Annotated in this window: 23 protein-coding genes; 12 read left to right on the top strand and 11 right to left on the bottom strand. The window is 71.6% G+C overall.

What is annotated here, in order from left to right:
* Positions 1 to 4 precede the first annotated feature (4 nt).
* The 3 genes from ACFYZA_RS02965 to ACFYZA_RS02955 form a co-directional block, all read right to left on the bottom strand.
* Positions 5 to 1,972: a BTAD domain-containing putative transcriptional regulator gene (locus ACFYZA_RS02965; RefSeq protein WP_382584065.1), complete on the bottom strand. Its 1,968-nt coding sequence runs from the start codon at positions 1,970 to 1,972 to the stop codon at positions 5 to 7.
* A gap of 66 nt (positions 1,973 to 2,038) precedes the next feature.
* On the bottom strand, positions 2,039 to 2,353 hold the full coding sequence (locus ACFYZA_RS02960; protein WP_382584067.1) for a PqqD family protein: 315 nt from the start codon (positions 2,351 to 2,353) through the stop codon (positions 2,039 to 2,041).
* On the bottom strand, positions 2,353 to 3,135 hold the full coding sequence (locus tag ACFYZA_RS02955; RefSeq protein WP_382584070.1) for a hypothetical protein: 783 nt from the start codon (positions 3,133 to 3,135) through the stop codon (positions 2,353 to 2,355). Before ACFYZA_RS02955 ends, ACFYZA_RS02960 begins: the two co-directional genes overlap by 1 nt.
* Positions 3,136 to 3,754: 619 nt before the next feature.
* On the opposite strand from ACFYZA_RS02955, the gene tpx reads away from it, so the two are divergent.
* Entirely contained in the window at positions 3,755 to 4,264 is a 510-nt protein-coding gene (gene tpx, locus ACFYZA_RS02950) for a thiol peroxidase (protein WP_388486593.1), read from the top strand.
* 226 nt (positions 4,265 to 4,490) lie between these two features.
* Here tpx and ACFYZA_RS02945 read toward each other — a convergent pair whose 3' ends face one another.
* From ACFYZA_RS02945 to ACFYZA_RS02930, 4 genes are all read right to left on the bottom strand, one after another.
* Positions 4,491 to 5,936, bottom strand: a complete 1,446-nt coding sequence (locus tag ACFYZA_RS02945; protein WP_388486591.1) for a serine/threonine-protein kinase — start codon at positions 5,934 to 5,936, stop codon at positions 4,491 to 4,493.
* Positions 5,937 to 5,954: 18 nt separating this feature from the next.
* Complete coding sequence (locus ACFYZA_RS02940) at positions 5,955 to 6,758, bottom strand: serine/threonine protein kinase (protein WP_388486589.1); 804 nt, start codon at positions 6,756 to 6,758, stop codon at positions 5,955 to 5,957.
* Positions 6,759 to 6,848: 90 nt separating this feature from the next.
* Positions 6,849 to 7,772 (bottom strand): LysR family transcriptional regulator, encoded by a 924-nt coding sequence (locus tag ACFYZA_RS02935; protein ID WP_382584082.1) that lies wholly within the window; start codon positions 7,770 to 7,772, stop codon positions 6,849 to 6,851.
* 94 nt (positions 7,773 to 7,866) lie between these two features.
* Complete coding sequence (locus ACFYZA_RS02930) at positions 7,867 to 8,220, bottom strand: VOC family protein (protein WP_388486587.1); 354 nt, start codon at positions 8,218 to 8,220, stop codon at positions 7,867 to 7,869.
* Between the two features lie 149 nt (positions 8,221 to 8,369).
* Here ACFYZA_RS02930 and ACFYZA_RS02925 point away from each other — a divergent pair, with 149 nt between their 5' ends.
* Positions 8,370 to 9,770, top strand: coding sequence for an FAD-binding oxidoreductase (locus ACFYZA_RS02925; RefSeq protein ID WP_382584088.1), 1,401 nt, complete (start codon positions 8,370 to 8,372; stop codon positions 9,768 to 9,770).
* A gap of 87 nt (positions 9,771 to 9,857) precedes the next feature.
* On the opposite strand, the gene ACFYZA_RS02920 is transcribed toward ACFYZA_RS02925, so the two are convergent.
* Entirely contained in the window at positions 9,858 to 11,084 is a 1,227-nt protein-coding gene (locus tag ACFYZA_RS02920) for a cytochrome P450 (protein WP_382584091.1), read from the bottom strand.
* Between the two features lie 160 nt (positions 11,085 to 11,244).
* Here ACFYZA_RS02920 and ACFYZA_RS02915 point away from each other — a divergent pair, with 160 nt between their 5' ends.
* Both ACFYZA_RS02915 and ACFYZA_RS02910 read left to right on the top strand, forming a co-directional pair.
* Positions 11,245 to 12,450: a cytochrome P450 gene (locus tag ACFYZA_RS02915; RefSeq protein WP_382584094.1), complete on the top strand. Its 1,206-nt coding sequence runs from the start codon at positions 11,245 to 11,247 to the stop codon at positions 12,448 to 12,450.
* Positions 12,451 to 12,991: 541 nt separating this feature from the next.
* Positions 12,992 to 13,420, top strand: coding sequence for a winged helix-turn-helix domain-containing protein (locus ACFYZA_RS02910; protein ID WP_202518752.1), 429 nt, complete (start codon positions 12,992 to 12,994; stop codon positions 13,418 to 13,420).
* On the opposite strand, the gene ACFYZA_RS02905 is transcribed toward ACFYZA_RS02910, so the two are convergent.
* Positions 13,387 to 14,157, bottom strand: a complete 771-nt coding sequence (locus ACFYZA_RS02905) for a 4'-phosphopantetheinyl transferase (RefSeq protein WP_388486583.1) — start codon at positions 14,155 to 14,157, stop codon at positions 13,387 to 13,389. The two genes, ACFYZA_RS02910 and ACFYZA_RS02905, sit on opposite strands and share 34 nt — an antisense overlap.
* Positions 14,138 to 15,742 carry a (2,3-dihydroxybenzoyl)adenylate synthase gene (locus ACFYZA_RS02900; RefSeq protein WP_388486581.1) on the bottom strand — a complete coding sequence of 535 codons (1,605 nt, stop codon included), beginning with the start codon at positions 15,740 to 15,742 and terminating at the stop codon, positions 14,138 to 14,140. Before ACFYZA_RS02900 ends, ACFYZA_RS02905 begins: the two co-directional genes overlap by 20 nt.
* 185 nt (positions 15,743 to 15,927) lie before the next feature.
* Here ACFYZA_RS02900 and ACFYZA_RS02895 point away from each other — a divergent pair, with 185 nt between their 5' ends.
* The 8 genes from ACFYZA_RS02895 (at position 15,928) to ACFYZA_RS02860 (ending at position 24,228) form a co-directional block, all read left to right on the top strand.
* Entirely contained in the window at positions 15,928 to 17,526 is a 1,599-nt protein-coding gene (locus ACFYZA_RS02895; protein WP_388486579.1) for an AMP-binding protein, read from the top strand.
* 11 nt (positions 17,527 to 17,537) lie between these two features.
* Positions 17,538 to 17,813, top strand: a complete 276-nt coding sequence (locus ACFYZA_RS02890) for a hypothetical protein (protein WP_161244872.1) — start codon at positions 17,538 to 17,540, stop codon at positions 17,811 to 17,813.
* Positions 17,814 to 17,972: 159 nt separating this feature from the next.
* On the top strand, positions 17,973 to 18,941 hold the full coding sequence (locus ACFYZA_RS02885; RefSeq protein ID WP_388486577.1) for an ATP-binding cassette domain-containing protein: 969 nt from the start codon (positions 17,973 to 17,975) through the stop codon (positions 18,939 to 18,941).
* Positions 18,938 to 19,720 (top strand): ABC transporter permease, encoded by a 783-nt coding sequence (locus tag ACFYZA_RS02880; RefSeq protein ID WP_388486575.1) that lies wholly within the window; start codon positions 18,938 to 18,940, stop codon positions 19,718 to 19,720. Before ACFYZA_RS02885 ends, ACFYZA_RS02880 begins: the two co-directional genes overlap by 4 nt.
* A complete protein-coding gene (locus ACFYZA_RS02875) occupies positions 19,717 to 20,526 on the top strand; it encodes an ABC transporter permease (protein WP_382584114.1) in 810 nt (269 codons plus the stop codon). The genes ACFYZA_RS02880 and ACFYZA_RS02875 overlap by 4 nt, the downstream gene beginning before the upstream one ends.
* A gap of 48 nt (positions 20,527 to 20,574) precedes the next feature.
* Positions 20,575 to 21,786, top strand: coding sequence for an FAD-dependent oxidoreductase (locus tag ACFYZA_RS02870; RefSeq protein WP_388486572.1), 1,212 nt, complete (start codon positions 20,575 to 20,577; stop codon positions 21,784 to 21,786).
* Positions 21,787 to 21,793: 7 nt separating this feature from the next.
* Positions 21,794 to 23,233, top strand: coding sequence for an NAD(P)/FAD-dependent oxidoreductase (locus tag ACFYZA_RS02865; protein WP_388486570.1), 1,440 nt, complete (start codon positions 21,794 to 21,796; stop codon positions 23,231 to 23,233).
* A gap of 176 nt (positions 23,234 to 23,409) precedes the next feature.
* Positions 23,410 to 24,228, top strand: a complete 819-nt coding sequence (locus ACFYZA_RS02860; protein ID WP_388486567.1) for an alpha/beta fold hydrolase — start codon at positions 23,410 to 23,412, stop codon at positions 24,226 to 24,228.
* A gap of 88 nt (positions 24,229 to 24,316) precedes the next feature.
* Here ACFYZA_RS02860 and ACFYZA_RS02855 read toward each other — a convergent pair whose 3' ends face one another.
* Positions 24,317 to 25,489 (bottom strand): class I SAM-dependent methyltransferase, encoded by a 1,173-nt coding sequence (locus ACFYZA_RS02855; RefSeq protein WP_388486565.1) that lies wholly within the window; start codon positions 25,487 to 25,489, stop codon positions 24,317 to 24,319.
* Positions 25,490 to 25,507 lie beyond the last annotated feature (18 nt).

Below are 25,507 nucleotides of genomic sequence, written 5' to 3'. Positions count from 1 at the left end.
GGGTTCAGACGCTGCTCAGCGCCACGGGTGGCGGCGGGTTGCCCAGGAGAGTGGGGCCGAGGCCCGGTGGGGCCATCGGTGCGGGGGCCGGTGTTCGGGCGGGGCTGTCGTACCAGGCGCGCAGGGCGTTGCGTACGGTTTCGTGCCGGCTGTACACGGAGTCCTCGTCGAAGGTGCGCTCGCGTGCGTAGAGCCGGACCAGGGGGTGGAAGGAGAACCTGACGCCGCTGCCCGCGACGAAGTCCGCCTCCAGGAGGTGCCGGGCCGTGAGCCGCTCCAGGAACTCCTCCGTGCGGTCGGCCGGGAGCCCGAGGGCGGCGGCCGCGACCCGCACCGGGAACGACGGCATCTCGAGGAGGCTGAGCAACCGGAACGCCCTGCGCTCGGGCACGCTGACGCTGCGGTAGCTGAGGGCGAGGCTGTCGCGCACGCTGAGTTCACCCACGGCCAGCTCGTCGAGCCGCCTGGCCTCCAGGCGCAGCCGTTCCGACATCTGGGCCAGCTGCCAGTGCGGCCGTTCCAGCAGCCGGGCTCCGACGATCCGCACGGCGAGCGGCAGCGCCCCGCACCGCTCGATCAGTTCGCGGGCGGCCTCCGGCTCGGCGCCGACCCGCTCGGGCCCGATCATGCGGCCCAGGATGTCGGCCGCCTCGGCGGGGTTGAGCAGATCGAGGCGGACGTGCTCGGTGCCGCCCAGGGTGGGCAGCATCGCGACGCTGGTGACCAGGGCCGCGCAGGTGGCGGAGGACGGGAGCAGCGGCCGCACCTGGGCCTCGTTCGCCGCGCCGTCGAGGACGATCAGGATGCGGCGGCGGGACAGCAGGCCCCGGTACAGGGCCAGCAGGGACGCGGGCTCCCCGGGGACGGCCGCGGCCGGCACGCCCAGGGCACAGACCAGTTCGCGCAGGACGTCGGCGGACTGGCGCGGCCCCGCCTCGCCTTCGAGCTCCACGAACAGCCGTCCGTCGGGGAAGTGCTCGCTGACGGCGTGTGCGATGCGGACGGCCATGGTGGTCTTGCCGACGCCCGCGCCGCCGTGCAGCGTCAGCGTCTTGGGGTGGAGCTGGGCCCCCTCGGCCGTGGCCGGATCCTGGAGCAGCCGCCGTACGATGTCCGCTTCCAGCCGGGGCCGGGCGAACTCGGCGAGGCTGGGCGGCAGGGAGAACAGGGGCGCCGCGTGCGGAGGCCCGGTGTGCGCCGGTGCGGCGGCCTCCCGATCGGGCCGCTCCTGTCCCGCCGCTTGCAGGCCGTTGAGTATGTGCTGGTGCGCTCCCCGAAGTTCCTCTCCCGGGTCCACGCCGAGTTCCCGGTCGAGGAGTTGGCGGGCCTCCTGATAAGTCGCGAGTGCGTCCGCCTGCCGGCCGGCCCCGTAGAGCGCTTTCATGAGGCGGCTCAAGGCGCTTTCCCTGAATGGGTGTTCGGAAACGAGTGCCTTGAGCCGTGGCAGTACCTCCGCGTGCCGCCCGACCGCCATTTCCGCGTCCGCCCAGTGTTCGGTCGCGTTCAGCCAGCGTTCCAACAGTGCTGCGCCATCGCCCTGTTGGAGATTTTCCGAGGGGATGTCGACCAGCGGGATGCCGCCGGTCTCATCGAGGGCCGCGCGGAAGAGACGGGCGCGTTCGGCCGCGTCGTCGGCCTGCTGGGCCTGGGCCAGGAGCCGTTCGAATCGGCCCAGGTCGAGGCAGTCGCCGTCGACGTCGATCGCGTAGCCCGAGGAGCGGCTGACGACGGCGTCCGGCCCCAGGACCTTGCGGAGCCTGGCGATGTATCCCTGGAGGGTCTTGCGCGCGGTCAGCGGGGGCTCGTCGCCCCACAGGTGCTGTATGAGTTCCTCTTGCGTCACCGCACGGTTGGCGCGGAGCAGCAGAGCCGCCAGGACAATTCTGTGCTTTGCCTGGGGAATTTCTGTGACGTGGCCATTGCGCCGTACTGTCAACGGACCGAAGACACCGAACTGGAGATCGTCCAGCATTCCATACCCCCTGGGATGACGGACCTACTCAGGCAGGAAAGAGAGAGACACCCCCGTGACTTCTCTTCACACCTCAGAGCCAGGATTTTTCTCGCTTATCTTGATGACCTCGTGCTCGGCGAGCTCGGTGAACAGCTCAACGACGTCATCGACGACCGTCGCCTGATCGATGTCGTATTCGTCGGCAATCACCTGCGCGATGTCGGCCACCGTGCGGACGCCGTCTATCTGGCGCCATATGAAGGTGGCCGATTCGGTGAGCTCATAGAAGTGCTGATATCCACCGACGATCGTCTTCCCGCGGTGATTTCGGATCTTCACGTTCAGCGGGAGCGAGGCCACGGTGGCGGGGCCGACGCGGATGGCGCGGTCTCCGCTCATCAGACCGTCACCTCCATGGAGATGCGCTGGCAGACGGCGATGGTCTCCTCGATCCACTTCTGCGGATTGTCGGGGTCGAACGTCCTCATGGTCTCGATCGCCCAGTACGTCTCGAACGGAAGCAGCGCCGGGTCGAGGATCTGCATGCGCCGGGCCCGCCACTTGGGCCACAGGCTGCCGAACTGGCCGAGGCTCGCCTGGAGTGCGTCCACGGCGTGACTGAAGGCGTTCCGGGCCGCGATGACAGCGCTGTGCAGATCCTCGCGAGCCATCTGACCTGCAACGTCCTCGGTGTAACCGTCCGCCTGCTTAAGGGAGTTGACGATCAGGACCGAGCGGTGCGCCGAGGCGGCGAGGGTGGCGCGGGTGCGCTCCATCCACTGACCGTCGTCGGCGGCGGCCGCGTAGGGGAGGCGTTCGAGCAGCGCGATCTCGTGATGGCTGAGGGTGCGCCAGGCTCCCTGGTCGTCGGCGAACTGCTCGGGCGTGATCTTGGCGAGGACCTGGTCGATCTGCGAGGACGTCCAGTACTCGACGTCCCATCGGCGCCCGTCCACGAACGTGCCCTCGTACTGGAGCGTGTTGGGCTCAAGGGCCACATGGCTGGTTTCGTCGATGCCGCTTGCCCATACGTCTTGAGTGACCACATGCACATCGAGATCGCTGGTCGGGTTTCCCCATCCGCGAATCAGAGAACCGCTGGCAAATACCGTGTCGTATTCGCTCGGCAGCAGATTGCGGCTCTTCAGTTCGCCGATCACACCACTTACGTCGTAGGTCATGCAACCATGCCTTTCCGTTGTGCCGGTACGCAATAGTCCAAGATCGTTGGAATGCCGCACCCCTCGCCGATATATCCCATTCGTCGAGACTGTTCACCCGGGCCGAGCAAGTCGTGTCAATCGCGCCTGTCATGTGCCCCCGAGCCGCTGGATGCGACCCTAGCAATGATCTTGACTGGCGGTCAGCGGGCCCCGTTGCGACCTGAATCACATGCACAACGGTTGAAAAGACGGTACTCGAAGGCTCACCCGGGTGCCGTCAGGAATACATGCAAAGAATGGCTGGATCCAGACTTTGCACGGACGTCCTCGGAGAATGGCCGGATCCGGTCTGCGCGCCGGGGGCGGCCACGCGGAGGCGGGCCCGGGGGCACGAACGGGGTGCTCGGTCGGTGGCATGCGCTTCCTCAAGGGCCGGAGTGCGGCACATCATGGGATGCGGCCGGTGGTCTCCTGGTGGTTTTTCGGAGGTGCGGCGCCAACCCCCGTGCGGGCGGGGCCCTTAGAGGAAACTTTGCAGGTCGAAGGTGGTTCGCGGCATGATCGTCAGCCAATCTGGGCACATCGACCCCAACGACTGGCGCAGTCGAAATACGCTTCGTGACGTCTGGAGAGCAACATGCCGAGCACCGTTCACCGCAGGGGAACTCCCGTCGCCGTCGAGGGTGACTTCCCTCAAGTGGGCGCCACCGCAAGGCCGTTCACGCTCGTGGGCAAGGACCTGTCGGACGTACCGCTGTCGTCCCTCGGGGACGCCCGCAAGGTCCTCAACATCTTCCCCAGCGTCGACACGGGCACGTGCGCGGCGTCCGTGCGCAGGTTCAACCAGCTCGCCGGCGAGCTCGACGACACCGTGGTCCTGTGCATATCGGCGGACCTGCCGTTCGCCCAGGCCAGGTTCTGCGGGGCCGAGGGCCTGGACTCGGTGATCACCCTGTCGACGCTGCGCGGGCGGGAATTCCACACCGAGTACGGCGTCGCCATCGCCGACGGCCCCCTCGCGGGCCTGACCGCCCGCGCCGTGCTCGTCCTCGACGGTGCGAACCGGATCATCCACGCCGAACTGGTCGGGGACATCTCCTCGGAGCCCGACTACGAGGCCGTACTGAAGGTTCTGGCCAAGATATAGCGGCGGGGTCGACGGTCCGCCGGCCGGGCGCGAAGCGCCGCGAGCGGCACCCGGAACGATCCGGAGTGACACGGGCCGGGATCCGCGATGGACTGGATCCATGCCGGTGTCCGGCCCGTGCGGCCCATCTTCCGCGCTGGTCACGGGAGTTGTGCGGGCGGCACACGGAGGTGTCGGACTCGGGCGCTTTTCGGGGGTGAGACGTCCCGGCGCCCGCCGGGGGTCCTCACCGTGTGGGCGTGGGCGCGGGGCAGTCCGGGACGGAGGGGCGGTCCTTCGTGCGGACGGCCGGCAGCCAGGCGGTGGGCCGGTCGGCGCCGTCGGGCAGCCGGACGCGGTACCACGCGTTGGAGTGCGAGTCCGACTCGTCGATGATCGGCATGCCCTCGACGAGCCGGCAGTCCACGGCGAGTTCGTCGCCGTGCCACACCCGGGTCGCCACCACGTTGTCGACCGTATAGGGCCGCAACGGGTCGATCGCCAGGCCGAGGCTGCAGTCGGCGTTGTGGTCGGTGCGGCCGCGGCAGCTCTGTTCGGCGTTGAACACCTTGATCCGGCCGGGCGGTTCGGCGTTCGGGGTGCCGGATCCGGTGCCGTGCTCCAGGTGCGGCCAGACCGTCACGCCCACGGCGCACACCGCGAGGGTGACGGCCGCGGCCCGTCTTCGGCCACGGCGTACCGACGGCCCCGCGGACGGCGACGCCCCGGTGGTCGGCCGCTCACCGATGCGGGCCAGCAGGCTCTCGGCGGTGTGCGGGGCGCGGGCGGAGTGCGTCGGCGCGAGGCAGTCGGCGGCCAGCGCGCGCCAGAACGGCGGCAGCGAGCCGTCCAGGCGCAGCGGCGCCCGGCCGTCGGCGTACTCCTGGGTCGCCGCGCCGCGTGCCATGGGGGTGGCACCGGGGAACGGGGACGCGCCGGACGCGAACAGCTCGTGGACGGTGATGCCGAGCGCCCAGATGTCGGCGCTCGGCCGGATCTCGACGCCCTGTTCGCCGAGCGGTGCCTTCCAGCGCTCGGGCGGGAGGTAGTCGAAGGTGCCCATGGGCGGCGCGTAGCCATGGGTGCCGTGGGTGCCGGTCAGCTGGGTGACCAGGCCGAAGTCCGAGAGCTTCACCGAACCGTCCGCCATGAGCAGGATGTTGTCCGGCTTGAGGTCGCCGTGCACCCATCCGCTGTGGTGCAGATGGTCCAGGCCCTCGCAGATCTCCGTCACCAGCCGGGCGCCTTCGGCCTCGCTCACTCCGGTGTCGAGCAGATCGCGCAGACTGCGCTCGGCCCGCTCCATGACCAGCACGATCGCTCCGTCCAGAAGCGGATGGTCCGGTTCGGCGAGCACGAAGGTGTCGAGCAGGCGGATCAGTCTCGGGTGCGAGGAGCCGCGGCCGAACTCGACCTCGCGCCGGGCGGTCTCGGCGACCTTGCGGGCCTGGTGCGGTGAGAGCCCTGCGGTCGGCAGCACCTTGAGCGCGACGGACTCCTCGCCCGGCGCCCCCTCCTCGCGGCCCTCGACCAGGCGTCCCGCGTGGACGGTCGCCCAGCCGCCGGTCCCGATCGGCTCGGTGACCTCCCAGCGGGCGACCCGGTAGCCGCGCGGAAGGAGTTCCGTGCGGTCATCCCCCGCTGTGTCGGCCGGCCCGTGCACCGTGTCCCCCTCCGGTCCGCCGGTGCTCACGGTGTACGGGTCCGCTTCTCATCCCGCCGTCCTCCGCTCCTGTCCGCCCGCCCCGGCCCGGGGCGGAAGGAGCGCGAGGTGTTCCTCCCGCACCAGGCCGAAGCGCAGGACGAGTCCGACGATCGCCTCGCGCTTGCCGTTGCGGCGCGCCTCTCTGCGGGGCCCGCACTCGGCGGGCGTGCTGATCCGCATCTTCTCGTCGGCGAGGTAGTCGATGTGCGAGCTGACCGCCCTGGCCGTCAGCCGGCCGCACGCGGGGTGCCCCTTGAGCCGGTCCACGATCTGGGGCGTGGTCGGCACCGCGACCGGGGACTCGTCGCGCAGACGTGGTTCGCAGAGCGCGACGAGGATGAGGAAGTAGAGGGCCGTCTCGTCCAGCGAGTACGCGGTGACCGTGCGGCTCCCCCAATGGCCGTGCAGGCCGTCCGCGTCCAGGTAGACATGGTCCGGCGCGAACACCTGGAAGGAGACGGAGGTGTTGCGGGTGGGCAGGACGACCCGGGAGAACTCGAACGGGATGGGCGCCCCGGCCCGCCTCGGCGGCACCCGCAGATACTCCCCGGCGCCTTCCGGGTTCTCCACCAGATAGCTCTGGGTCGCGCTGAGGTTGCTGAGCTGCCAGTGGTCGTCGGTCACCCTGATCTCGCCCGCGAGCCGGGAGATCGCCTCGTCGTCGAGGCGGAGTTCGACGGGGGTCGTCGCCGAGCCCCGTCCGAAGCGTGCCACTTCCCCCGGGCCGAGCCGCAGCGTCACCGCGTCGCCGCACGGCTCGCCCTCCGCGTCGCCCCTCCCCCGTGGCAGATGGATCACTACCCCGCTCACTGCCCCCTCCTCGCCCCGCGTCACCGATGCTCACTCGGATCGAACGTTACACATCCTGACCATCGGTCAACTCCTGTGTTCTGGCCGATTTCACGCCTCGGCCGCGAGTCGGCTCGATCCCTGCTCCGAGGGGCCGAGGACGGCGGCCGCCAGGTGCTCACGGAACCAACGATGGCCGGGATCGGCCGAATTGCGGGGGTGCCAGGCCATTCCGAGGTCGAGGGGACCCAGGTCCAGAGGGACGGGGAAGGTGCGGAGTCCCAGGGCGGCCGTGGTGGCGGGGAGCCAGTCCTCCAGGGTGAGGGCGACGAGGTCGCTGTCCCGGGCCAGGATCATCGCGCTGGTGTGGCTGGGCACGACGACCGCCACGCGGCGTTCGAGCCCGCGCGCGGCGAGGGCCTCGTCGATGGGACCGGTGCGCTTGCCGTGCCGGGAGATACCGATGTGACCGGCGGCGGCGAAGCGGCGGGCGTCGACGGGCCCGTCGAAGAGGGGGTGGCCGTCGCGGGCCACCCCGACCAGCGCCTTCCTGGTGAGGTGCCGGGTGCGGACCTCGGGGTCGAGCCGGCCGAGCACACCGAGCTCGACGTCCACCGTCCCGTGCCGCAGCGCGGGGCCGCCCTCCAGGGCCTCGGGCAGGAAGACCACGTCCACGTGCGGGGCCTCGGCGCGGACCCGGTCGGTCAGCGGCCCGGCAAGGCCGGCGAGCAGCAGATCGGTCGCCTGCACGGTGAAGGTGCGCCGCAGGCGCACGGCCTCGAAGCCCGCGCCCGGCCGCAGTACGTGATCGCAGGCCTGGAGCAACTCCCTTACTTCTTCGCGGAGTTCGAGCGCCCGGGGGGTGGGGACCATGCGCTGGCCCGCGCGGACCAGGAGCGGGTCGCCGACGGTCCGCCGGAGCCGGGCCAGGGTGCGGCTGACGGCCGCGGGCGAGGTGCCGAGGCGCTCGGCGGCTCGGGTGACACTGTTGTCCCGCAGCAGGGCGTCCAGGACGCGCAACAGGTTGAGATCCATGCGGCGGGCGCTCCTGAACCACGTCTGTACTTCTGGGCCGGTGGGTGGAAGCCCATTCTTCCACCCGCCCGGCACGCCCCCGGGCCGCCCGGCGTCAGGAGTGGCTGAGCACGTTGACGACCCTGCCGTTCGGGTCGCGCACGAAGAAGCGGCGTACGCCCCACTCCTCGTCCGTCAGGGGGTGGACGATCTCGGCGCCGCGCTCCACCATCGCCCGGTGCACCGCGTCCACGTCCTCGACCTCGATGCTCACGTCCGGAATGACGGGCGCCGTCAGGTCCTTCGTCATCAGGCTCAGCTGCACGGCCGGATTGTCCTCGCAGGCCAGCGTCACGATCCAGCCGTGGTTCATCACTTCCTCGAAGCCGAGCACCCCGTAGAAGTCGGAGCTGTCGGCCAGGGCCTGCCCCTCGGACTGGAAGTTGGGAACGATCCGGCGAACGTACATGAGCCACTCCGTGGACGCGGGAACATGCGGGAGGCCCACGCTACCGAAGCCGGAGGGGTCCCACCGGCCGCACCCGGCGGACCTTTCCGTACTCTGTCCGGTCCGTGGGGCCCCCTGCCTGGCCGGGGTTGGATTGGCGGCACCATTCGATGTCCAGCCGTACGGGAGGCGCGATGCGGCTCACCACCACCTCCGGCGACACTGTCCCGGAGCGACTCGTCGAGGAGTTGCGCGAGCAGTTGCGCGGCCCCCTCATCACCGAGGCGGACCAGGAGTACACCGAGGCGAAATCCATCTGGAACGCCTACTTCGAGAAGCGGCCGGGCGCGCTGGCCCGCTGTACGGGGGCGGCGGACGTCGCCACCGCCGTACGGTTCGCCCGTGAGCACGACATCCTGCTCGCGGTGACGGGCGGCGGGCACTGCTTCGCCGGCACCGGCAGCGTCGAGGGCGGCCTGGTCATCGACACGTCCGCCATGAAGGGCATCAAGGTCGACCCCTCTGGCCGTACCGCGCTGGCCCAACCCGGCCTGGTCCAGGGCGAGTTCGACGCCGAGACCATGCACTACGGCCTCGCGGTCACCGGGTCCCAGGAGTCGTACATCGGGATCGGCGGCATGACGCTCGGCGGCGGTCTCGGCTGGCTCGCCCGCTATCGCGGACTGCTCGTCGACAACCTGGTCTCCGCCGACATCGTGCTCGCCGACGGCACGCTGCGCCGGGCCAGCCTGGAGGACGACCCGGACCTGTTCTGGGCGATCCGCGGCGGCGGCGGCAACTTCGGGGTGGCCACGTCCTTCGAGTACAAGCTGTACCCGCAGGGCGACTGCCTCGCCGGGCTGCTGGCCTTCCCGGTCGCGGAGACGGGTGAAGTCGCCCGTCGTCTGGGCGAGTTCAACAAGACGGCACCGGACGCGCTGACCACGTCGTTCGCGTTCCTCACCGTGGACGGGGAGCCGGCGGTCGGTCTCGGCTACGTCCACGCGGACCCGGAGGCCGGGGGCGAGGAGGCGGTGGCGCCGCTGAGCGGGCTCGGCCGCAAGCCGCTGCTCAACCACGTGGGCCGGATGCCGTATCTGGCCGTGCAGCGGATGCTCGACGACAACACCGTCGCCGGGCGGCGCCTGTACGCCCGGTCCTTCCACTTCGACGAGCTGCACGGGGAGGCCCTGGACATCCTGGGCGAGGGCTTCACCACGAACCCCTCCGCCCTGTCCCTGGTCGGCGGCGGTCTGATGGGCGGCGTGATGGCCCAACTCCCGCCGGAGGCAACGGCGTTCCCGCACCGCACCGGCTACCTCGTCAGTGTGCTGAGCCAGTGGGAGGACCCGGCCGACGACGCGGCCAACGTGGAGTGGACCCAGCGGGTCTACGAGCGCGTGCTCCCGTACACGACCGGCGGGGTCTACGTGAACCACCTCGGCGACGACGGACCGCAGCGGCTGGGCGACGCCTACGGCCCCAACCTCGAGCGGCTCACCCGCCTGAAGGCGAAGTACGACCCGGAGAACCTGTTCCGGGTCAACCACAACATCCTTCCGGCGAGCTGACCTCAGGGGCAGCGCGAAGGGGGCCACCGGATCACCGGTGGCCCCCTTCGTTCCGTTCGTCGTGGCCGCGGTTCACGGGGTACGCGGTCAGCTGGTGCGGGCCACCGGGATGCTGCGGTAGGCGCAGAAGGGGAAGCGGAAACCCGCCGCGCTCGGCTGCCAGTCCGCCTCGCCGGCCGGTTCCAGATGGCCGGCGCGGTCGAGGAGCCGGCCGAACACGGCGGAGCCCTCCACCCGGGCGAGCATCGCGCCCAGGCAGTGGTGGGCGCCCCCGCCGAAGCTGAGGTGGGTGTTGGGGCGCCGCGCCAGGTCGAGGCGCTCGGGGTCGGCGAACTGCCGCTCGTCGAAGTTGGCGGAGGCCAGGAGCAGCACCACCACCCGGTTGGCGCGGATGGTGCGTCCGCCCACCTCCACCGGTTCCAGGGTGAGCCGGGTGGTGGTGTGGATGGGGGCGTCCCAGCGCAGGAACTCCTCGATGGCCGTCGGCATCAGGGTGCGGTCGGCGCGCAGCCGGCGCTGCTCGTCGGGGTGGTGGATGAGCGCGTGGCAGCCGGTGGCGATGAGGTTGGTGGTGGTCTCGAAGCCCGCGTAGTAGAGGAAGAGGGCGTTGTCGACCGTCTCCTCCTCGGTGAGCGGCCGGTGCTCGTCGTCCCGGGCGGACGCGATCGCGCTGAGCAGGTCGTCGCCGGGGTCGGCGCGGCGCTCGCGCAGCAGCCCGCGCAGATATGCGCGCAGCCAGCGCACCCCGTCGTGGGCCGCCGCCCGCTCCTCCTCGGGGATGAACACCGCGAAGGCCTTGGCGACGTCGAGGGAGCGGCGCATCACCTCGGCGCGGTCGCCGTGCGGGATGCCGAGCAGGGTGCTCATCACCAGGACGGGCAGCGGCTGGGCGAGGTCGGTGACCGCGTCGAAGGAGCCGCGCTCCTCGGCCGCGGTCAGGAGTTCGTCCACCAGGTCGCCGATCAATCCGGTCAGGGTGCGCACCGTCGTCGGGGGCAGCGCCTTGGTGAGCAGCCGGCGCAGCCTCGTGTGGTCGGGCGGGTCCCGGTCGATGACGATGCCGCGCAGGAAGTCCACGGCGGGCCCGGCGCCGACCGACATCTCCTGGAACTCGACCGGGAAGGCCCGGCCGAGCCTGCGGTCCTTCAGGAGCCGCGACACCTCGTCGTAGCGCGTCACGACCCACTGGGCGGGACCTCCCCGGCACAGCGGGCCCGCCGCGCGAAGCCTCCGGTAGACCGGATAGGGATCTCGCAGCAGAGCCGCGTCGTCAAGACTGAACCTCGGCAGTTCCCTGTCTCTCACATCGGTCACAACTGGCAGCGTAGGACAGTGAACCGAGTCTTCATCAGCCCTGAAAGGAAAGGGAAAGAACAACTCCGAAAGGAAGATCCTCTCTGTCGTCCGGTGCCCCGCGGGCGATTCCCGCTGCTAGGATCCGGCCCGAAATCACGGCTTTCGACAGGAGAGCGGCATGGCTTCGGAACTGCCCCTGAGGTTCAATTCACGCGCCCCTGAAGTACTGTCCGATCCGTACCCCGTGTACGCGGAACTGCGCGCCTCGGGTCCGCTGAGCCGGGGCGGTCCCGGCCAGTGGGTGATCAGCCGGTACGCCGATGTGGTGCCGTTGCTGCGAGATCGCCGGCTCAGCCATGAATACCCGCCGGAATACCATGAATTCAGTATCGGAGACGGTCCGGCGAACAGCTTCTTCCAGCGAATAATCCTGGATCGCGACGCCCCCGACCACACCCGCCTGAGGCGCCTGATGGCAAAGGCTTTCAGCCCGCGTCTGGTGCAGCGCATGCACGATTTCATCGAGGAGCAGGTGGAGTTGCTGCTCGCGCCCGGCCTCGACGGCGGCCTTTTCGACGCCGTGACCGAGCTCGCCTTTCCGCTTCCGGTCATGGTGGTGTGTGAACTGGTCGGAATTCCCCCGGTGGACCGGGACCTGGTGCGCCCGCACGCCATCCAGCTGGCGAAGGCGTTCGCGCTGTACGTGGCCGAGGAGGACCGGGCCGCCGCGCACGCGGCCGTCGCCTGGCTGCGGGAGTACATCGGGGCGCTGCTCGACGAGCGGGGGCGCAACCTCGGCGACGACCTGCTGTCGCAGATGCTGACGGCCGAGGTCGCCGAGGAGCCGCAGGCGCGGCTGAGCCGCGAGGAGATCGTGGACAACACGATCTTCCTGTTCTTCGCCGGGTTCGAGACCACCACCAACCTCATCGCGACGAGCTGCGCGGCGCTGCTCGGCCATCCGCGCGAGCTGGCCAGACTGCGCGCGGATCCGGGTCTGCTGCCCAGCGCCGTCGACGAGTTCCTCCGTTACGACGCCCCGATCCAGGCGACGGCCCGGATGGCCGTGGAGGAGATCCGCATCGGGGACCGCACGATCCGGCCCGGCCGTGTGGTGGTGCTCCTGCTGGGTTCGGCCAACCACGACGAGGAGCGGTTCGAGGACCCGGAACGGCTGGATGTGGGCCGCTCCCCCAACCCGCACGTGAGCTTCGGCGGCGGCGCCCACCACTGCCTGGGCGCGGGCCTCGCGCGCGTCGAGGCGCAGGTCGCCCTCGGCCGTCTGCTGAGCCGGGCCCTCCGTTTCGAGCCCGCCGGCGAAGTGGTCCGGATACCCAGCGTGACGTTCCGCTCGTACGCGAGCGTTCCCGTCGCTTTACGGTGACGGTGGCCAAAATATGAGTGACAGATTTAGCGACGCGGACCCGCACAAGCCCTTAGATTGAGCCTGTTCGTCCGGCTCATATGAGGAGGCGAGGGGGACACGGCGAAGGTTTGTACCACGCCGTGGAGGAAGGGTGACAGGGGTGGGACAGCCACCGATCTTTATCGGCCACCCCGGCTAAATCGTTACGGCGAAGGACCTCCGCCGGTCATCAGGCCCCGGCGGGCGCCGATCGATTTTGATCCAATGGTCAACAATTTCACGAGCGCGCACACGAGGTGAATGGCTTGAACGGGGCTGTCACGTCGGCTCGTCGAGCGTGCTCCATGTGACCGGCGGCAACCGGCTGTTCTCCGGCGTCTCTTCGCGCCGCAATTTCAACGTTGGGCGGCTCCCGCTCCCGGGTTTCAGGGGGATGCGGGGATGAGTGAGCGTATAACTCCATGGGCGTGGAAGGGGCGCGTACTTGTCACGTGAAGAAGTCCGGTTACTGAGATGGCCGGCGCAACAGGAACTGCGGGATCGCTACCGCACGATCGGCGTGCCTCGGATACTGGTCGTGGAGGCGAGAGCCGAGGCTCCCGTCTGCGAGGACGTCTGCGAGGACTGGGTCAGGGCGCCGATCGCGGCGCACGACTTACAGGCCCGGGTGAACGCCCTCAGTCGCCGGTACCGAATGAACCGGCTTCCCTGTCTGGACGAGAGCGGGGTACTGCACTTCTCCTCCCGTTCCGTGACGGTCTCGCCCACCCAGACGGAACTCCTGGAACTGCTCGTACCGAACTTTCGCGAGGTCGTTCCCCGCGAGGCGCTGCGCTACCGGCTCGGTCAGGTCAACGGATCGAGAACGCGCAACGCCCTGGACCTGCACATGATGAGGACCCGGGAACGAATACAGCCGCTCGGCCTTTCCATACGCACCGTGTGGGGGCGGGGCTACGTACTGGAGTCCCAGGCCGATCTGGTCTGAGGCCCGAGGGCTGTGCCCACGACGCGGCGGGGGCGTGTCGTGGGCGCTTCCATGCCGGGCCGCACGACGACGCACGAGGTGAGCACCAGACCGTGGGAGCGGTGCCAGCGCCCCTCGATGTGCCCCGGGTCCAGGCCCACGAGGCCGGCCACGGCGGGCACCCGGGCGCGAAAGCGCCCGCTCGCCCCCGGCCCGTGCTCGCCGGGCTCCACCAGGATGCGCAGTTCGGCCATCGGCGGGGCCTGCCCGGGTCCCACCAGTGCCGAACACGCTTTGTAAACAGCCTCCTTGGCGCTGAACAGCAAGCGCTCTCCGGCGACTTCCGGCCGCATCAGGCCGGCTTCCTCCTCGCTGATCAGCCGGGCCCGCACGCGCGCCGGAAGCGGGCCCTCGACCTCGGCGTCGATGCCGAGCGCCCACGCGTCCCGCGTGCGGCAGAGCGCGGCGGCGCGGAATCCCGGGCAGTGGCTGATGCTGCCGAGGACACCTCGCGGCCACAGCGGCTCGCCCCGTGGGCCCCGCCCGACCCCGACCGGCCGTTCGCCGAGCCGGGCCAGCGCCCGGTGCGCACACCAACGGCCGGTGGTGAACTCCCCCTTCCTGCGCGGACCGGCGCCCTCGCACAGTGCCCGCTCCGCGGCGAAGAGCGGCCCGGGCACGTCGTCGGCGCGGGCCGCGCCCACCGCCCACGGCGGCAGCACGGCCCGCAGCAGCGCGTCAGCGGTTTCCGTGCGCACGCATCGCGGCCTTGTCGACCTTGCCCACCGGCGTCTTGGGGAAGGAGTCCACCCGCTCGACCTGGTCGGGCACCTTGTACGAGGCGAGACCCCGTTCCCGCAGATACGCCTTGAGGCGGGCAAGTCCCGGCTCGCCGGGGCCCGTTGAAGGGTCCGCGATGACATAGGCACAGATGCGCTCGCCCAGCATGTCGTCGGCGAGACCCACCACGGCCACGTCCCGCACCTGGGGGTGGGACAGCAGATGCTCCTCGACCTCCTCGGCGGACACCTTGTCGCCGCCTCGGTGGATGATGTCCTTGGCCCGCCCCATCACCACCAGGTTGCCGTCGGGCCGCAGGCGCACCAGGTCGCCGGTGCGGAAGAAGCCGTCCTCGGTGAAGGCCCGCGCGTTGTGCTCGGGTGCCCGGTAGTAGCCGCGGATGGTGTACGGCCCCCGGGTGAGCAGCTCGCCGACCTCGCCCGTGGGCACCGGCCGGTCCTCCTCGTCGACCACCCGTATCTCGTCGTCCGGGCAGAGCGGGCGGCCCTCGGTGTGGGTGATCACCTCGTCGGGGTCGTCGAGCCGGGTGTGGGTCAAGAGCCCCTCGCCGATGCCGTACCACTGGGTCAGCCGGCACCCCAGGCCCTCGCGCACCCGGCGGGCCACCTCGGGCTGGAACTTGGAGCTGCCCACCTGGAGCAGCAGCCCGGACAGGTCGGCTTTGAGCACTTCGGGGTCCGCCAGCCACATCATGACCAGCGGCGGCACCAGGGTCGTCAGCGTGACGCCCTCGTCGATCACCAGGGGCAGCGCCTCGTCCGGGCTGGGGCTCGCGGCGAGCACGGCCTTGCCGCCACGGAACAGGGTGCCGAGCACGCCCGGACAGCCGAGCGCCGCGTTGTGGGCGACCGGGGTGGCCGCGAGGTAGGCGCTGTCCTGGTCGACCCCCAGCGCCTTCGCGCAGGCCAGGGCGTTGTACGCGTAGTCGTCGTGGGTGCGCGGGATCAGTTTGGGCAGGCCCGTGGTGCCGCCGGACAGGAGCAGCAGCGCGACCTCCCCGGCATCCACCGGGGCCAGGTCGACCGGCGGGCACGGCACCGAGTCGAGGGCGGTGAACTCCTGCGCGTCGCCCGACACCAGGACGTGCGCCAACTCCGGTACCTCGGCGCGCACTTCGCGGGCCAGCACGCGGAAGTCGTAGCCCTGGAAGCGGTCCGGGACCACCAGGGCGACGGCCTCGGCGCGGCGGCACAGATGCACCAGCTCGTTGCGCCGATGGCCGGGCAGCGCCATCACCGGCACCGCGCCGAGCCGGAACAGGGCGAAGCACAGCACGACGAAGTCGGCGCGGTTGGGGAGCTGGACGACCACGCGGTCGCGCGGCCGGATCCCGATCCGGTGCAGTCCGGACGCCAACTCGGCCGCCCGGTCGACGAGTTGGGTGAAGGTCAGCCGGGTCGCGCCGGAGACCACGGCGGTGCGCGGGCCGTGCTCGTCGGCCGCCGCGAGCAGCAGGTCGTACAGGGTGCGGCCCTGCCGATAGCCGCGGTCGCGGTAGCGCTCGGTGAACTCGCTCGGCCAGGGGACGAATCCGTCCAGCATGGGCCCCTCCTGCCGGTACGCGGTACATGCGCGTACGCCGTTGGGTGAGCGCGAGGAGGCTTCCCCGCACGCGGGACAACCAGAGTCCGCCGCGAACCGGCGTCGGCGGCGGGCCGGTGAAAGACACTCAACAGCATCCGCCGACCCGCGCCGGAGGGTGCCTAGGCTCCCGCAGCGAAGCCCGAATGGGGACCGAACGGGGAGGTGAACAGGCCGTGGCCGAGGGGCCGTTGCTCGCATGGATCCGCGATCCCGCCGCCGCCCGGGGCATCCACTTCAGCACCCGCGAAGGCGGTTGGCACCACCGCTCCTACCCCGAACTCGCCGCCGACGCGCGGCGCGCGGCCGGCCGGCTGACGGAGGCCGGGGTGCGCCGGGGCGATCTGGTGGCGCTCGTCCTGCCGTCGGGGCCCGCGTTCGTCGCGGCGTTCTTCGGCGCCCTGCTCGCGGGGGCCGTCCCGGCGCCGCTCGCCCCGGAGGCCGCGGGCCGCCCCGTCACCACCGGCCACCAGGAGCGGATGGCCGCCCTGCTGACGGCCGCCCGGCCGCGCCTGGTCGTCGGTGACGGGCTCCGGGGCGCCCGGGCGGCGGGCGTCGACACCCTGAGCGGCGCGGAACTCCTCGCGCCGGGGCCCGAGGGGCCCGCGCCCGGCGAGGTCGAGCACGACCGCACCGCGCTGGTGCAGTTCACGTCCGGCTCGACCGGCCCCGCGCGGGGCGTGCGCGTCGGATGGGACGGGCTGTGCGACAACCTGGCCGTCATCCGGGACTGGCTGGGCGTCACCTCCCAGTCGGTGTGGGCGAGTTGGCTGCCCGTTCATCACGACATGGGGCTCGTCGGGTGTCTGCTCGGGCCGGTCGTGGCCGGCAACGACCTGTGGCTGATGCGGCCCGAGGACTTCGTGCGCCGTCCGCTGGAGCATCTGCGCTGTTTCGGCGAGCGGGGCGCCTCGATCACCGCGACGCCCGCCTTCGGCCTCGATCACATCCTGCGCAAGGTGAGTCCCGGCCAACTGACCGGTCTGGACCTGGGCCATGTGACCTCGATGGTCGTCGGCGCCGAGCGCATGGCGCCGAGCCTGCTCGACCGCTTCGCGGCCCTGCTCGCCCCGCACGGCTTCGACCGCGGAGCCCTGCTGCCCGCCTACGGCCTGGCCGAGGCCACCCTCGCGGTGACCGGGGTGCGCCGCGGCACCGGCTGGCGGCACCGGGGCCCCGTGGTGGGCTGCGGCACCCCGCTGCCCGGCACGGCCGTACGCGTCGTCGACGAGGAGGGCCGGCCGGTGCCGGACGGGACGCTCGGCGAGATCATCGTGCGCGGGCCCTCACTCGGCCTCGGCCACCTCGGCGACGAGGGCGCCGGCAGCCGCTTCACGGACGGTGAACTGCGCACTGGGGACGCCGGCTTCCTTCACTCGGGCGAGCTGTACGTGCAGGGCAGGCTCGGCGACAGCGTGAAGGTGCGCGGCACCCGGGTGTTCGCCGAGGACCTGGAGCAGTCGCTCCGGGAGGCCGGCGTCCTGCCGCGCGGCTCAGCCGTCGTCCTCGGCGACGACGCGGCGGGGCCGGTGGCCGTCGCCGTGATCGAGGCCGACGGCGGACGGCGCGACACGGCGGCCGACGACCGGGTGGCCCGGCTCCTCGCCCGTGGCGCCACCGGAGCCCGCACGGTGGTGCACCTGGTACCCCGCGGCTCGATCCCCTGGACCTCCAGCGGCAAGCCACGCCGCCGCTCCCTGTGGCGCGCGTACTGCGCCGCACCACCCGACCCGACCCGGACGTAGGAGAGACGGACATGGCCCACACCGAGAGCTCCGTACGCGACAGCATCCTGTCCCTGGTGCGTCAACTCGCCCCGGACGCCGACGAGATGCCCACCGACCGCCCCGCCCACCTCGTCAACGACCTGGGATACCACTCCCTGGCCCTCCTGGAGCTGGCCTTCGCGATCGAGGACGACTTCGACCTGCCGCCGATCGACGAGGAGACGGGCCGGGGCATCGTCACCTCCGACGACGTCGTCGCCTATGTGCTCACGCAACTGCGGGAACAGAAGCTTCTCGTGGGGTGATTGACAGATCTCCGACAGTAACGGCTCCCATCACCGCGTGTGTTGCTACCGTCGCGGCGCGGAGCGTACCCATTGAGTCTATTACAACGCCTTTGCGGCGTTCCGTTCGTGCAGGTTCCGCGACCGCGGAGCCTCCTGTGTGAGGAAAGGGGTCCTGCTGTGGCCGAAGCGGCGATCGAGATCGATCGGCTCCGCAAGAGTTTCGGGCCCAAGGCGGCAGTGGACGACGTGTCGTTCTCCGTGGCCGCGGGCACCGTCGTCGGACTGCTCGGGCCCAACGGAGCGGGCAAGACCACCGTCATCAACTGCCTCACGACACTGCTCACACCGGACAGCGGCACCGCGCGGCTCGCCGGGCACGACGTCACGAGCGACCCGGCCGGAGTGCGCGCGAGCGTCGCCGTCACCGGCCAGTTCGCCGCCGTGGACGAGACGCTCACCGGCCGCGAGAACCTCGTGTTCTTCGGGCGTCTGTTACGCCTGACCCGGGCCGGGGCCAGTGCCCGCGCCGCCGAACTCCTCGACCAGTTCGGTCTTTCCGAGGCCGGGGACATGCCGGCCGGTCACTACTCGGGCGGCATGCGCCGCAGGCTCGACCTGGCCGCGAGCCTGGTCGTGCCCCGGCCGATCCTGGTGCTCGACGAGCCGACGACCGGGCTCGACCCGCGCAGCCGGCAGGCTCTGTGGGACGCGGTGCGCCGGCTGGCCCGCGACGGCATGGCCATCCTGCTGACCACGCAGTACCTGGAAGAGGCCGACGCGCTCGCCGAGCGGATCGTCGTCATCGACGAGGGCCGGGTCATCGCGGAGGGCACGCCCAAGGAGCTCAAGAAGGACGTGGGCGGCTCGGTCTGCGAGGTGCAGATCACCGACGCCGGCGACCGGGCCCGGGCGGCCGGCGCGCTGGCGGGCTTCGTGGGGGTCCAGGAGCGCGACGACGTCCTCGTCGTGCCGATGCGCGGCACCGACGAGCTCTCCGCGATCGTGCGGGCGCTCGACGGCGCCGCCCTGAAGGCCGACGACATCGCCGTGCACCCGCCGACCCTCAACGACGTGTTCTTCGCGCTGACCAAGGACCACCGGGCCGCCGGCGGCGCGGCCCTCGGCGGCGACGGGGGCCGGGCATGAGCACCCCCGCCGCCGTGACGGGGCCGGCCTTCGTCAACGACGTCCAGGTGCTCGCGGAACGCGACTTCAAGCGCTCCTTCAGCAGGACCGCGCTCTTCGGCACCGTCGTACAGCCGCTGGTGTTCTTCGGCATCTTCTACGCCACGTTCAGCGGCATGCTCTCCGACAAGGGCATCGACTACGGGCCCTCGGTGACGCCCACCCTCGTGGTCCAGGCCCTGATGTTCATCGCGATCGCCTCCGCGATGGCCCTGGCCGCCGACCGCGGCAGCGGTCTGTTCAACCGGCTGCGGACCATGCCGATCAGCAGTTCCGCGCTCGGCACCGCCCGCCTGCTCACCGTCGCCGTCGAGGCGGTGATCTCCACCGTGGTGATCACGCTCGTGGCGCACCTGGCCGGATTCCGGTTCCACGAAGGGCCGTTGGCGGCGATCGGCTTCCTCCTGGTCGCCGTCCTCTTCACCGCGGCCCTGGCCGCCGTGACGGCGACGCTCGGACTCACCGTGCGCAGCCAGGAGGCGCTCGCCGCCTGCCTGTATCTGCCCTATCTGCCGCTGCTCGTCGTCTCGACCGGGTTCGTGCCGGCCAGCCTGTTCCCCGGCTGGCTCCAGCCCGTCGTCAACGCCTCGCCCGTCTCCGCCGTCGTCGAGGCGCTGCGCGCCCTGTCCGACAGCGGCACCGGCACCGGCCGGGTCTGGCCCGCCCTCGTGTGGTGCGCCGGGCTGATCCTGCTGTGCGGGTGGACCACCGCGCGCGCCTTCCGGAAGGTGACCAAGTGACCGCGACAACCAGCGCGCCCGCCGCCCTTCCCACCACCGCCGGAGGGCTCTGGGCGGAGAGCCGCATCATCGCGGGCCGGGTGCTCAAGCTCTTCGTGCGCAGCCCGATGATGCTGCTCGCCACCTTCGGGTTTCCGCTGCTCCAACTGTTCATGCTGCTCGCCGCGTTCGACATCCTGGTGCACGACACCCTCGGCCAGAGCTATGTCGTGCGCCTGGCCCCGCTGATCATTCTGATCACGGCGTTCTCGGCCATCGGCTCCAGCGCCATCGCGTTCTGGGTGGACATCCGCAGCGGCGTCTTCAACCGGCTGCGGGCGATGCCGATCAACGCCCTCTCCATGCTCTTCGGACGCATGCTGGGCGACCTGGTGCGCATCCTCGGCATCGCCGTCCTGGTGGCGGTCATCGCCTATCTGCCGGGGTTCCGTTTCGAGCAGGGCTTCGGGGCCGCGGTGGGATTCTTCGTCCTGGTGGCCCTGTTCGGCCTGATGTGCACCTCGATCGCGGTGGTGGCCGCGCTGTCCGCCCCGTACCCGCCGGTCATCATGGCCTGGGTCCAACTGCCCACCCTGGCGCTGACGTTGATGTCTTCCGGCTATATGCCGCTGGACGCCTATCCGAGCGCGATCCGCGGCGTGGTGGCCGCGCAGCCCGTCTCCACGGCCGTGGAGGCGCTGGTGGGCCTCTCGCACGGCGGTCCGATCCTGGTCCCGGTGCTCGCGACGGTCGCCTGGACCGTCGGCATCAGCGTGCTGTGCGCGTTCGTGACGGTCCGCAAGTTCCGTAATTTCGTTGCAGGTTAGCTCCGGTGCCGGACCATCCGGCGACCGGGCGGAGGAGGAAGTACGCCCATGCCCCACGCACGTTCCTTCGACACCCCCGGCCAACAGCGGGTCCTCATCGCGGGCTGCGGGATCACCGGCCCGGTGCTGGCACTGTTCCTGCGAAGCTGCGGATTCGAACCCGTGCTGTACGAGGGCCGCGACGAACCGGACGACGCGGCCGGGTCGTTCCTCAACCTGGGGCCCAACGGACGCGGTGTCCTGGAGAGCCTCGGCATCGCGGAGGAGGTCCTGAGCGCCGGGGAGCCCACCACCAGGCTGGTCTTCGCCAACCACCGGGGCCGCACCATCGGCCGGAACCCGGAACGGACCACCGTCATCAAGCGCGGCCTGCTCAACAAGGGGCTGCGCGACGCGGCCGAGAAGGCGGGCGTGCCGGTCGAGTTCGGCAAGCGGCTCGTCGGCGTCGAGCAGCACGGTCGCGGCCGGGTCACCGCCCGGTTCGGCGACGGCACGACGGCCGACGGCGCCCTGCTGATCGGCGCCGACGGGATCAACTCCGCCACGCGTGCGGCCGTCTTCCCCGAGGCGCCGGCGCCGAGTTTCACGCAGGGCGTCGGTTCCGGTGGCTTCGCCCGCACCAAGGGCGCCGGGGAGGCGGACGGCGTCCTGCGGATGGTGTTCGGACTGCGCGGCTTCTTCGGCTACCAGGTGCTGCCCGGCGGGGAGGTGTACTGGTTCGAGAACCACACCGAGCCCGATGAGCCCGCCAGGGGCTGGGCCGCGTCGATCACCGACGAGCAGTGGCGGGCGGAGCTGCTGCGCCGGCACGCCGCCGATCACCGGGTGGTCGCCGGGATCCTGCGCGCGACCGAGGGCCCGATAGGCCGCTGGCCGCTCTACGACCTCCCGTCGCTGCCCAGCTGGCACCGTCACAACGTCTGTCTGATGGGCGACGCGGCCCACGCCATCTCACCGCACCTGGGCCAGGGCGCGGCCCTCGGCATGGAGGACGCCGTGGTCCTCGCCAAGTGCCTGCGCGACGAGCCCGATCCCCAGAGCGCGTTCGCCGCGTTCGAGCGCATCCGGCGCCCGCGCGTGGAGGGTCTGGTCCAGCGGGCCCGGCGCACCGGTGGGCACATGACGCCCAACGGGCCGGTGGGCCGGGCCATGCGCGATCTGATGCTGCCCTTCTTCCTGCGGCTGAGCCTGAAGAGCGCGGACGACGTGTACGGCTACCGGGTCGCCTGGGACACTCCCGACCACGTGACCGCGAGGTGAGCGCGCCGTGACCGACGTCATCGTGATCGGTGGCGGTCTCGCCGGGTCGGCCGCGGCGCTGTTCGCGGCCCGCCGCGGCCACCGGGTCACCGTCCTGGAGAGCGGGGAGCCGCCGCCCGGCGGGAGCCCCGACGACGACGTCCTGCGCTGGCGGCGCGCCGAGGTTCCGCACGCCCGCCAGGGCCACGCCTTCCTCGCCCTGGCGACCAAGGTCCTGAGCGAGGACGCCCCCGACGTCCTGACGGCCCTGGCCGCCCGGGGCGCCGTGCCGGTGCCGCTGCGGGACGGCCGGCCGGACGCGACCGTCCTGTCCCGGCGGCTCGTGTACGAGGGGGTGCTGCGGCGCGCGGCGCTGGCCGAGGCGGGCGTCACCTTCGTGCACGGCACCCGGGTCACCGGGCTGCGGCTCTCCGGTGAGGCCCAGGGCGTTCCCCGGGTGGTGGGGGTGCGGACGGCCGGGCGCGAGGAGTTCCGGGGCGATCTGGTGGTCGACGCGAGCGGCCGGCGCTCCCGGGTCGCCCGCTGGCTCTCGGACCTGGCGCTGCCGGTGCCGAGCGAGACCGCGCAGCCGTGCGGGTTCTTCTATCTGACCCGCCACTACCGGCTGCGCCCCGGCCGGCGCTTCCCCTCCACGACGGTGCCGCAGGTCGCCGAGCTGGACTACGCCACCGCGCTGGTCTTCCCCGGCGACAACGACACCTTCCAGCTCTCGGCGACGGTGGCCGTCTCCGATCCGCTGCGCCACCGGCTGCGGGATCCCGCCACCTTCACCCGCTTCCTGTCGGCGGTGCCGCGCACGGCGGACTGGCTCGACAGCGGGGAGCCGATCGACGACCCGGCCCCCATGGGCAACATCGAGAACCGGTGGCGGCGGCTCCTCGACGACCGGGGCCGCCCCTTCGTGGCCGGGCTCGTGCTGCTCGGGGACGCCGCCGTCCAGACCAACCCCACCTTCGGCCGGGGCACCTCCCTCGGCTTCAGTCACGCCCAGGAGCTGGCCCGGGTCGCGGACGGAGCGGCCGAGGACCCGCTGGCCGCGCTCCTGGCGTTCGAGCAGTGGACCGCGGCCCACCCGGGGCGCTGGTTCGGGCTCCAACTCGCCACCGACGAGGCCCGGTTCGCGCAGTTGCGGGCCGGCCTGCGCGGGGAGCGGGCGGCGCCCGCCGAGGATCTGCCCAACCGTTTCGTGCGGGCGATGGCGGTGCTCAGGGAGGACGACGAGGCCGTGCGGGATGCCGCGCTGCGCCTCTACAACATGCTGATGACCCCTCAGGAGCTGATGGCGGACCGGGTCGTCTCCCGGCGCATCCTCGCCTTCCTGCGCGACCACCCGCTGCCCGAACCGGCCGTGGAGGGACCCGGGCGCGCCGCGTTCGAGTCCTTGGTGACGGGCGGTTCTGTACAGGACCTGTCACCGGCGGCACTGCACCCCGCCCCGCGCCGATAGCGTCGGCGGGCGGGCCGCACCGACCGGCGCCCGCACGGCGCGGTCCCCGGCCCGGTTGCCGGGCCCCGCTCCCTGGGCCCCGGTCCTCGACCCCCCGGCCCCGGCCCGCCGCATTCCGGGCCCCACCCACCGAATCCCCGCCCGGTCCGCCGGGCGAGTCCGTGAAGGACGGCAGCGTGGAGATCTCTCTCAAGACCGGCGTCACCCTGAGCTACGACATCTTCGGGGACCCCGACGGCAGCCCCGTGCTGCTCGTCCCGGGACAGCACCAGGCGAACCTGTTCAACCAGATGCAGGTCCCGTTCCTGACCAAGCGCGGCCACCGTGTGATCACCTTCGACCACCGGGGTGTACCGCCGTCGCAGGAGACCCCTCCCCCGTACACCATGGAGGGTCTCGCCGAGGACGTGGCGGCCCTCATCGAGCAGCTCGACGTCGGCCCCTGCGCCATCGTCGGCTACTCCCTCGGCGCCACCATTATCCTCGAACTCGCCGTGGAGCGACCGGAGTTGCTGACCCGGGCCGCGCTCGTCGGCGTCCCGTGGAAGCCGAGCGCGCTGCACCGGGCGATCCGCGAGGACGCCCTGGAGCGACTGCGGGCGGGGGTGGTGATGCCGCCCGTGATGGAGGGCATCTACCGGGCGATGTATCTGTTCGGCCCCCGCGCCCTCAACCGGGACGCCTTCATCGGGCCGTACCTGGAGGGGCTGCGCGGTCTCGCCGAGTCCGGCGGGCACGGGGCGCTCGGGCACGCCGAGGCGTCCGCCTCCTACGACCCCGACCCGAAGCGCATCGCGGGCATCACCGTGCCCTGTCTGGTGGTCGGCATGGAGCACGACATCATGTCGCCGTACCCGATGGCCCGGGAGCTCGCCAAGATCATCCCGGGCTGCGAGTACCGCGAGATCAAGAACAGCGGGCACGCGGCGCTCCTGGAGAAGCCCACCGAGGTCAACATGCTGCTCGACGAATTCCTGGGCGGTGCCCAGGAGTAGGGCCGGCGCCCAGCGGCCGAGCCCGCGACGGCGAAGGGCCCGGACGTCCACTCGGACGTCCGGGCCCTTCGCGGTTCGCGCCCGCGCCTCAGAGCAACTGGTACAGCCGGTGGAAGGTGTGCCGCACCGGCAGCACCCGCACCCGAGCGAAGCCCGCCTCGGAGGCGTACGCGCGGACGGTTCCGGGGCGCATCACCGTGCCGGTGGCGGCCGACGGCTGCTCGGCCATGCCGACCGGCAGGCAGTGCAGCAGGCTGACCGCGTACTGGAAGCGCTCGGTCTCCGAGGCCGGGGCCGTGAACCGCTCCCCCACGTTGGGCTCCATCAGGAGGACCGAACCGCCCGGTGCGAGCAGCGCCCGGCAGGAGCGCAGCACCTCCACCGGCCGCGCCATGTCGTGCAGCGCGTCGAAGACGCAGACGAGGTCGTAGCGGCCCGCGAGGTCCCGGTCGCCGGCGTCGCGCACCTCGAAGGTCACCCGGTCGGCCACCCCGGCCTCCCGTGCGTTCTCCCGCGCGTCGCGCACCGACCGCTCGTCGAGGTCGAGACCGTGCACCCGCGCCTTGGGATAGGCCTGCGCGAGGGCGATCGAGGAGTAGCCCGAGCCGCAGGCCACGTCCGCGACCACCCCGCCCTCCCCGCCGAGCGCGGCGTGCACCGCGGGCAGGGTGGCCGCGATCCAGCCGGCCAGCTGGTGCTGGAAGACCGAGCGGTTCAACCCGGCCTGCCCGCCCCGCAGTTCGGGCCCGAAGCGCTCGTACGCGATGCCTTCGCCGGTACGGAACGCCTCGATGAGCAGGGGCAGGACCGAGGCCATGCCGCCGATCGGCAGCAGCACGAGGGGGGCGATCGAGAAGAGGCTCCCGGGGTCGGTCAGTGCCTCGGCGTGACCGGCCGGCAGGGTGAACTCCCGCTCGTTCGGGGTGACTTCACCGCTCTGGGCGGTCAGGATGCCGGCCGCGGCCTGCTGCTCCAGCCACTCCCGGGCGTAACGCGGGGCGATGCCCGCCCGCTCCGCCAGTTGCGGGGCCGTCGCCGGGCCGCCCTCGGCGAGGGCGTCGTACAGGCCGAGCCGCAGGCCCAGGTAGGCGGTCATCAGCTCCGCCGCGCCGAGCCCGGCCATGAAGAGGCGTACGGACAGGGCCTGGGCGGTGGTCGGGGGCGCGGCGGGGTCGGCCGAGGAGCGGGCGCCGGGGACGCGGGGCGGCGCGGCGGGGCGCGGGTTCGGCGGGTTCGGTGCGAAGCGGTCGGGCGCGGTCATGGGTGGATGCCTCCGTCG

It is taken from the genome of Streptomyces sp. NPDC001828 (genome assembly GCF_042892175.1).
Taxonomy (GTDB): domain Bacteria; phylum Actinomycetota; class Actinomycetes; order Streptomycetales; family Streptomycetaceae; genus Streptomyces.
This window is presented reverse-complemented; position numbering and strand designations above follow the sequence as displayed.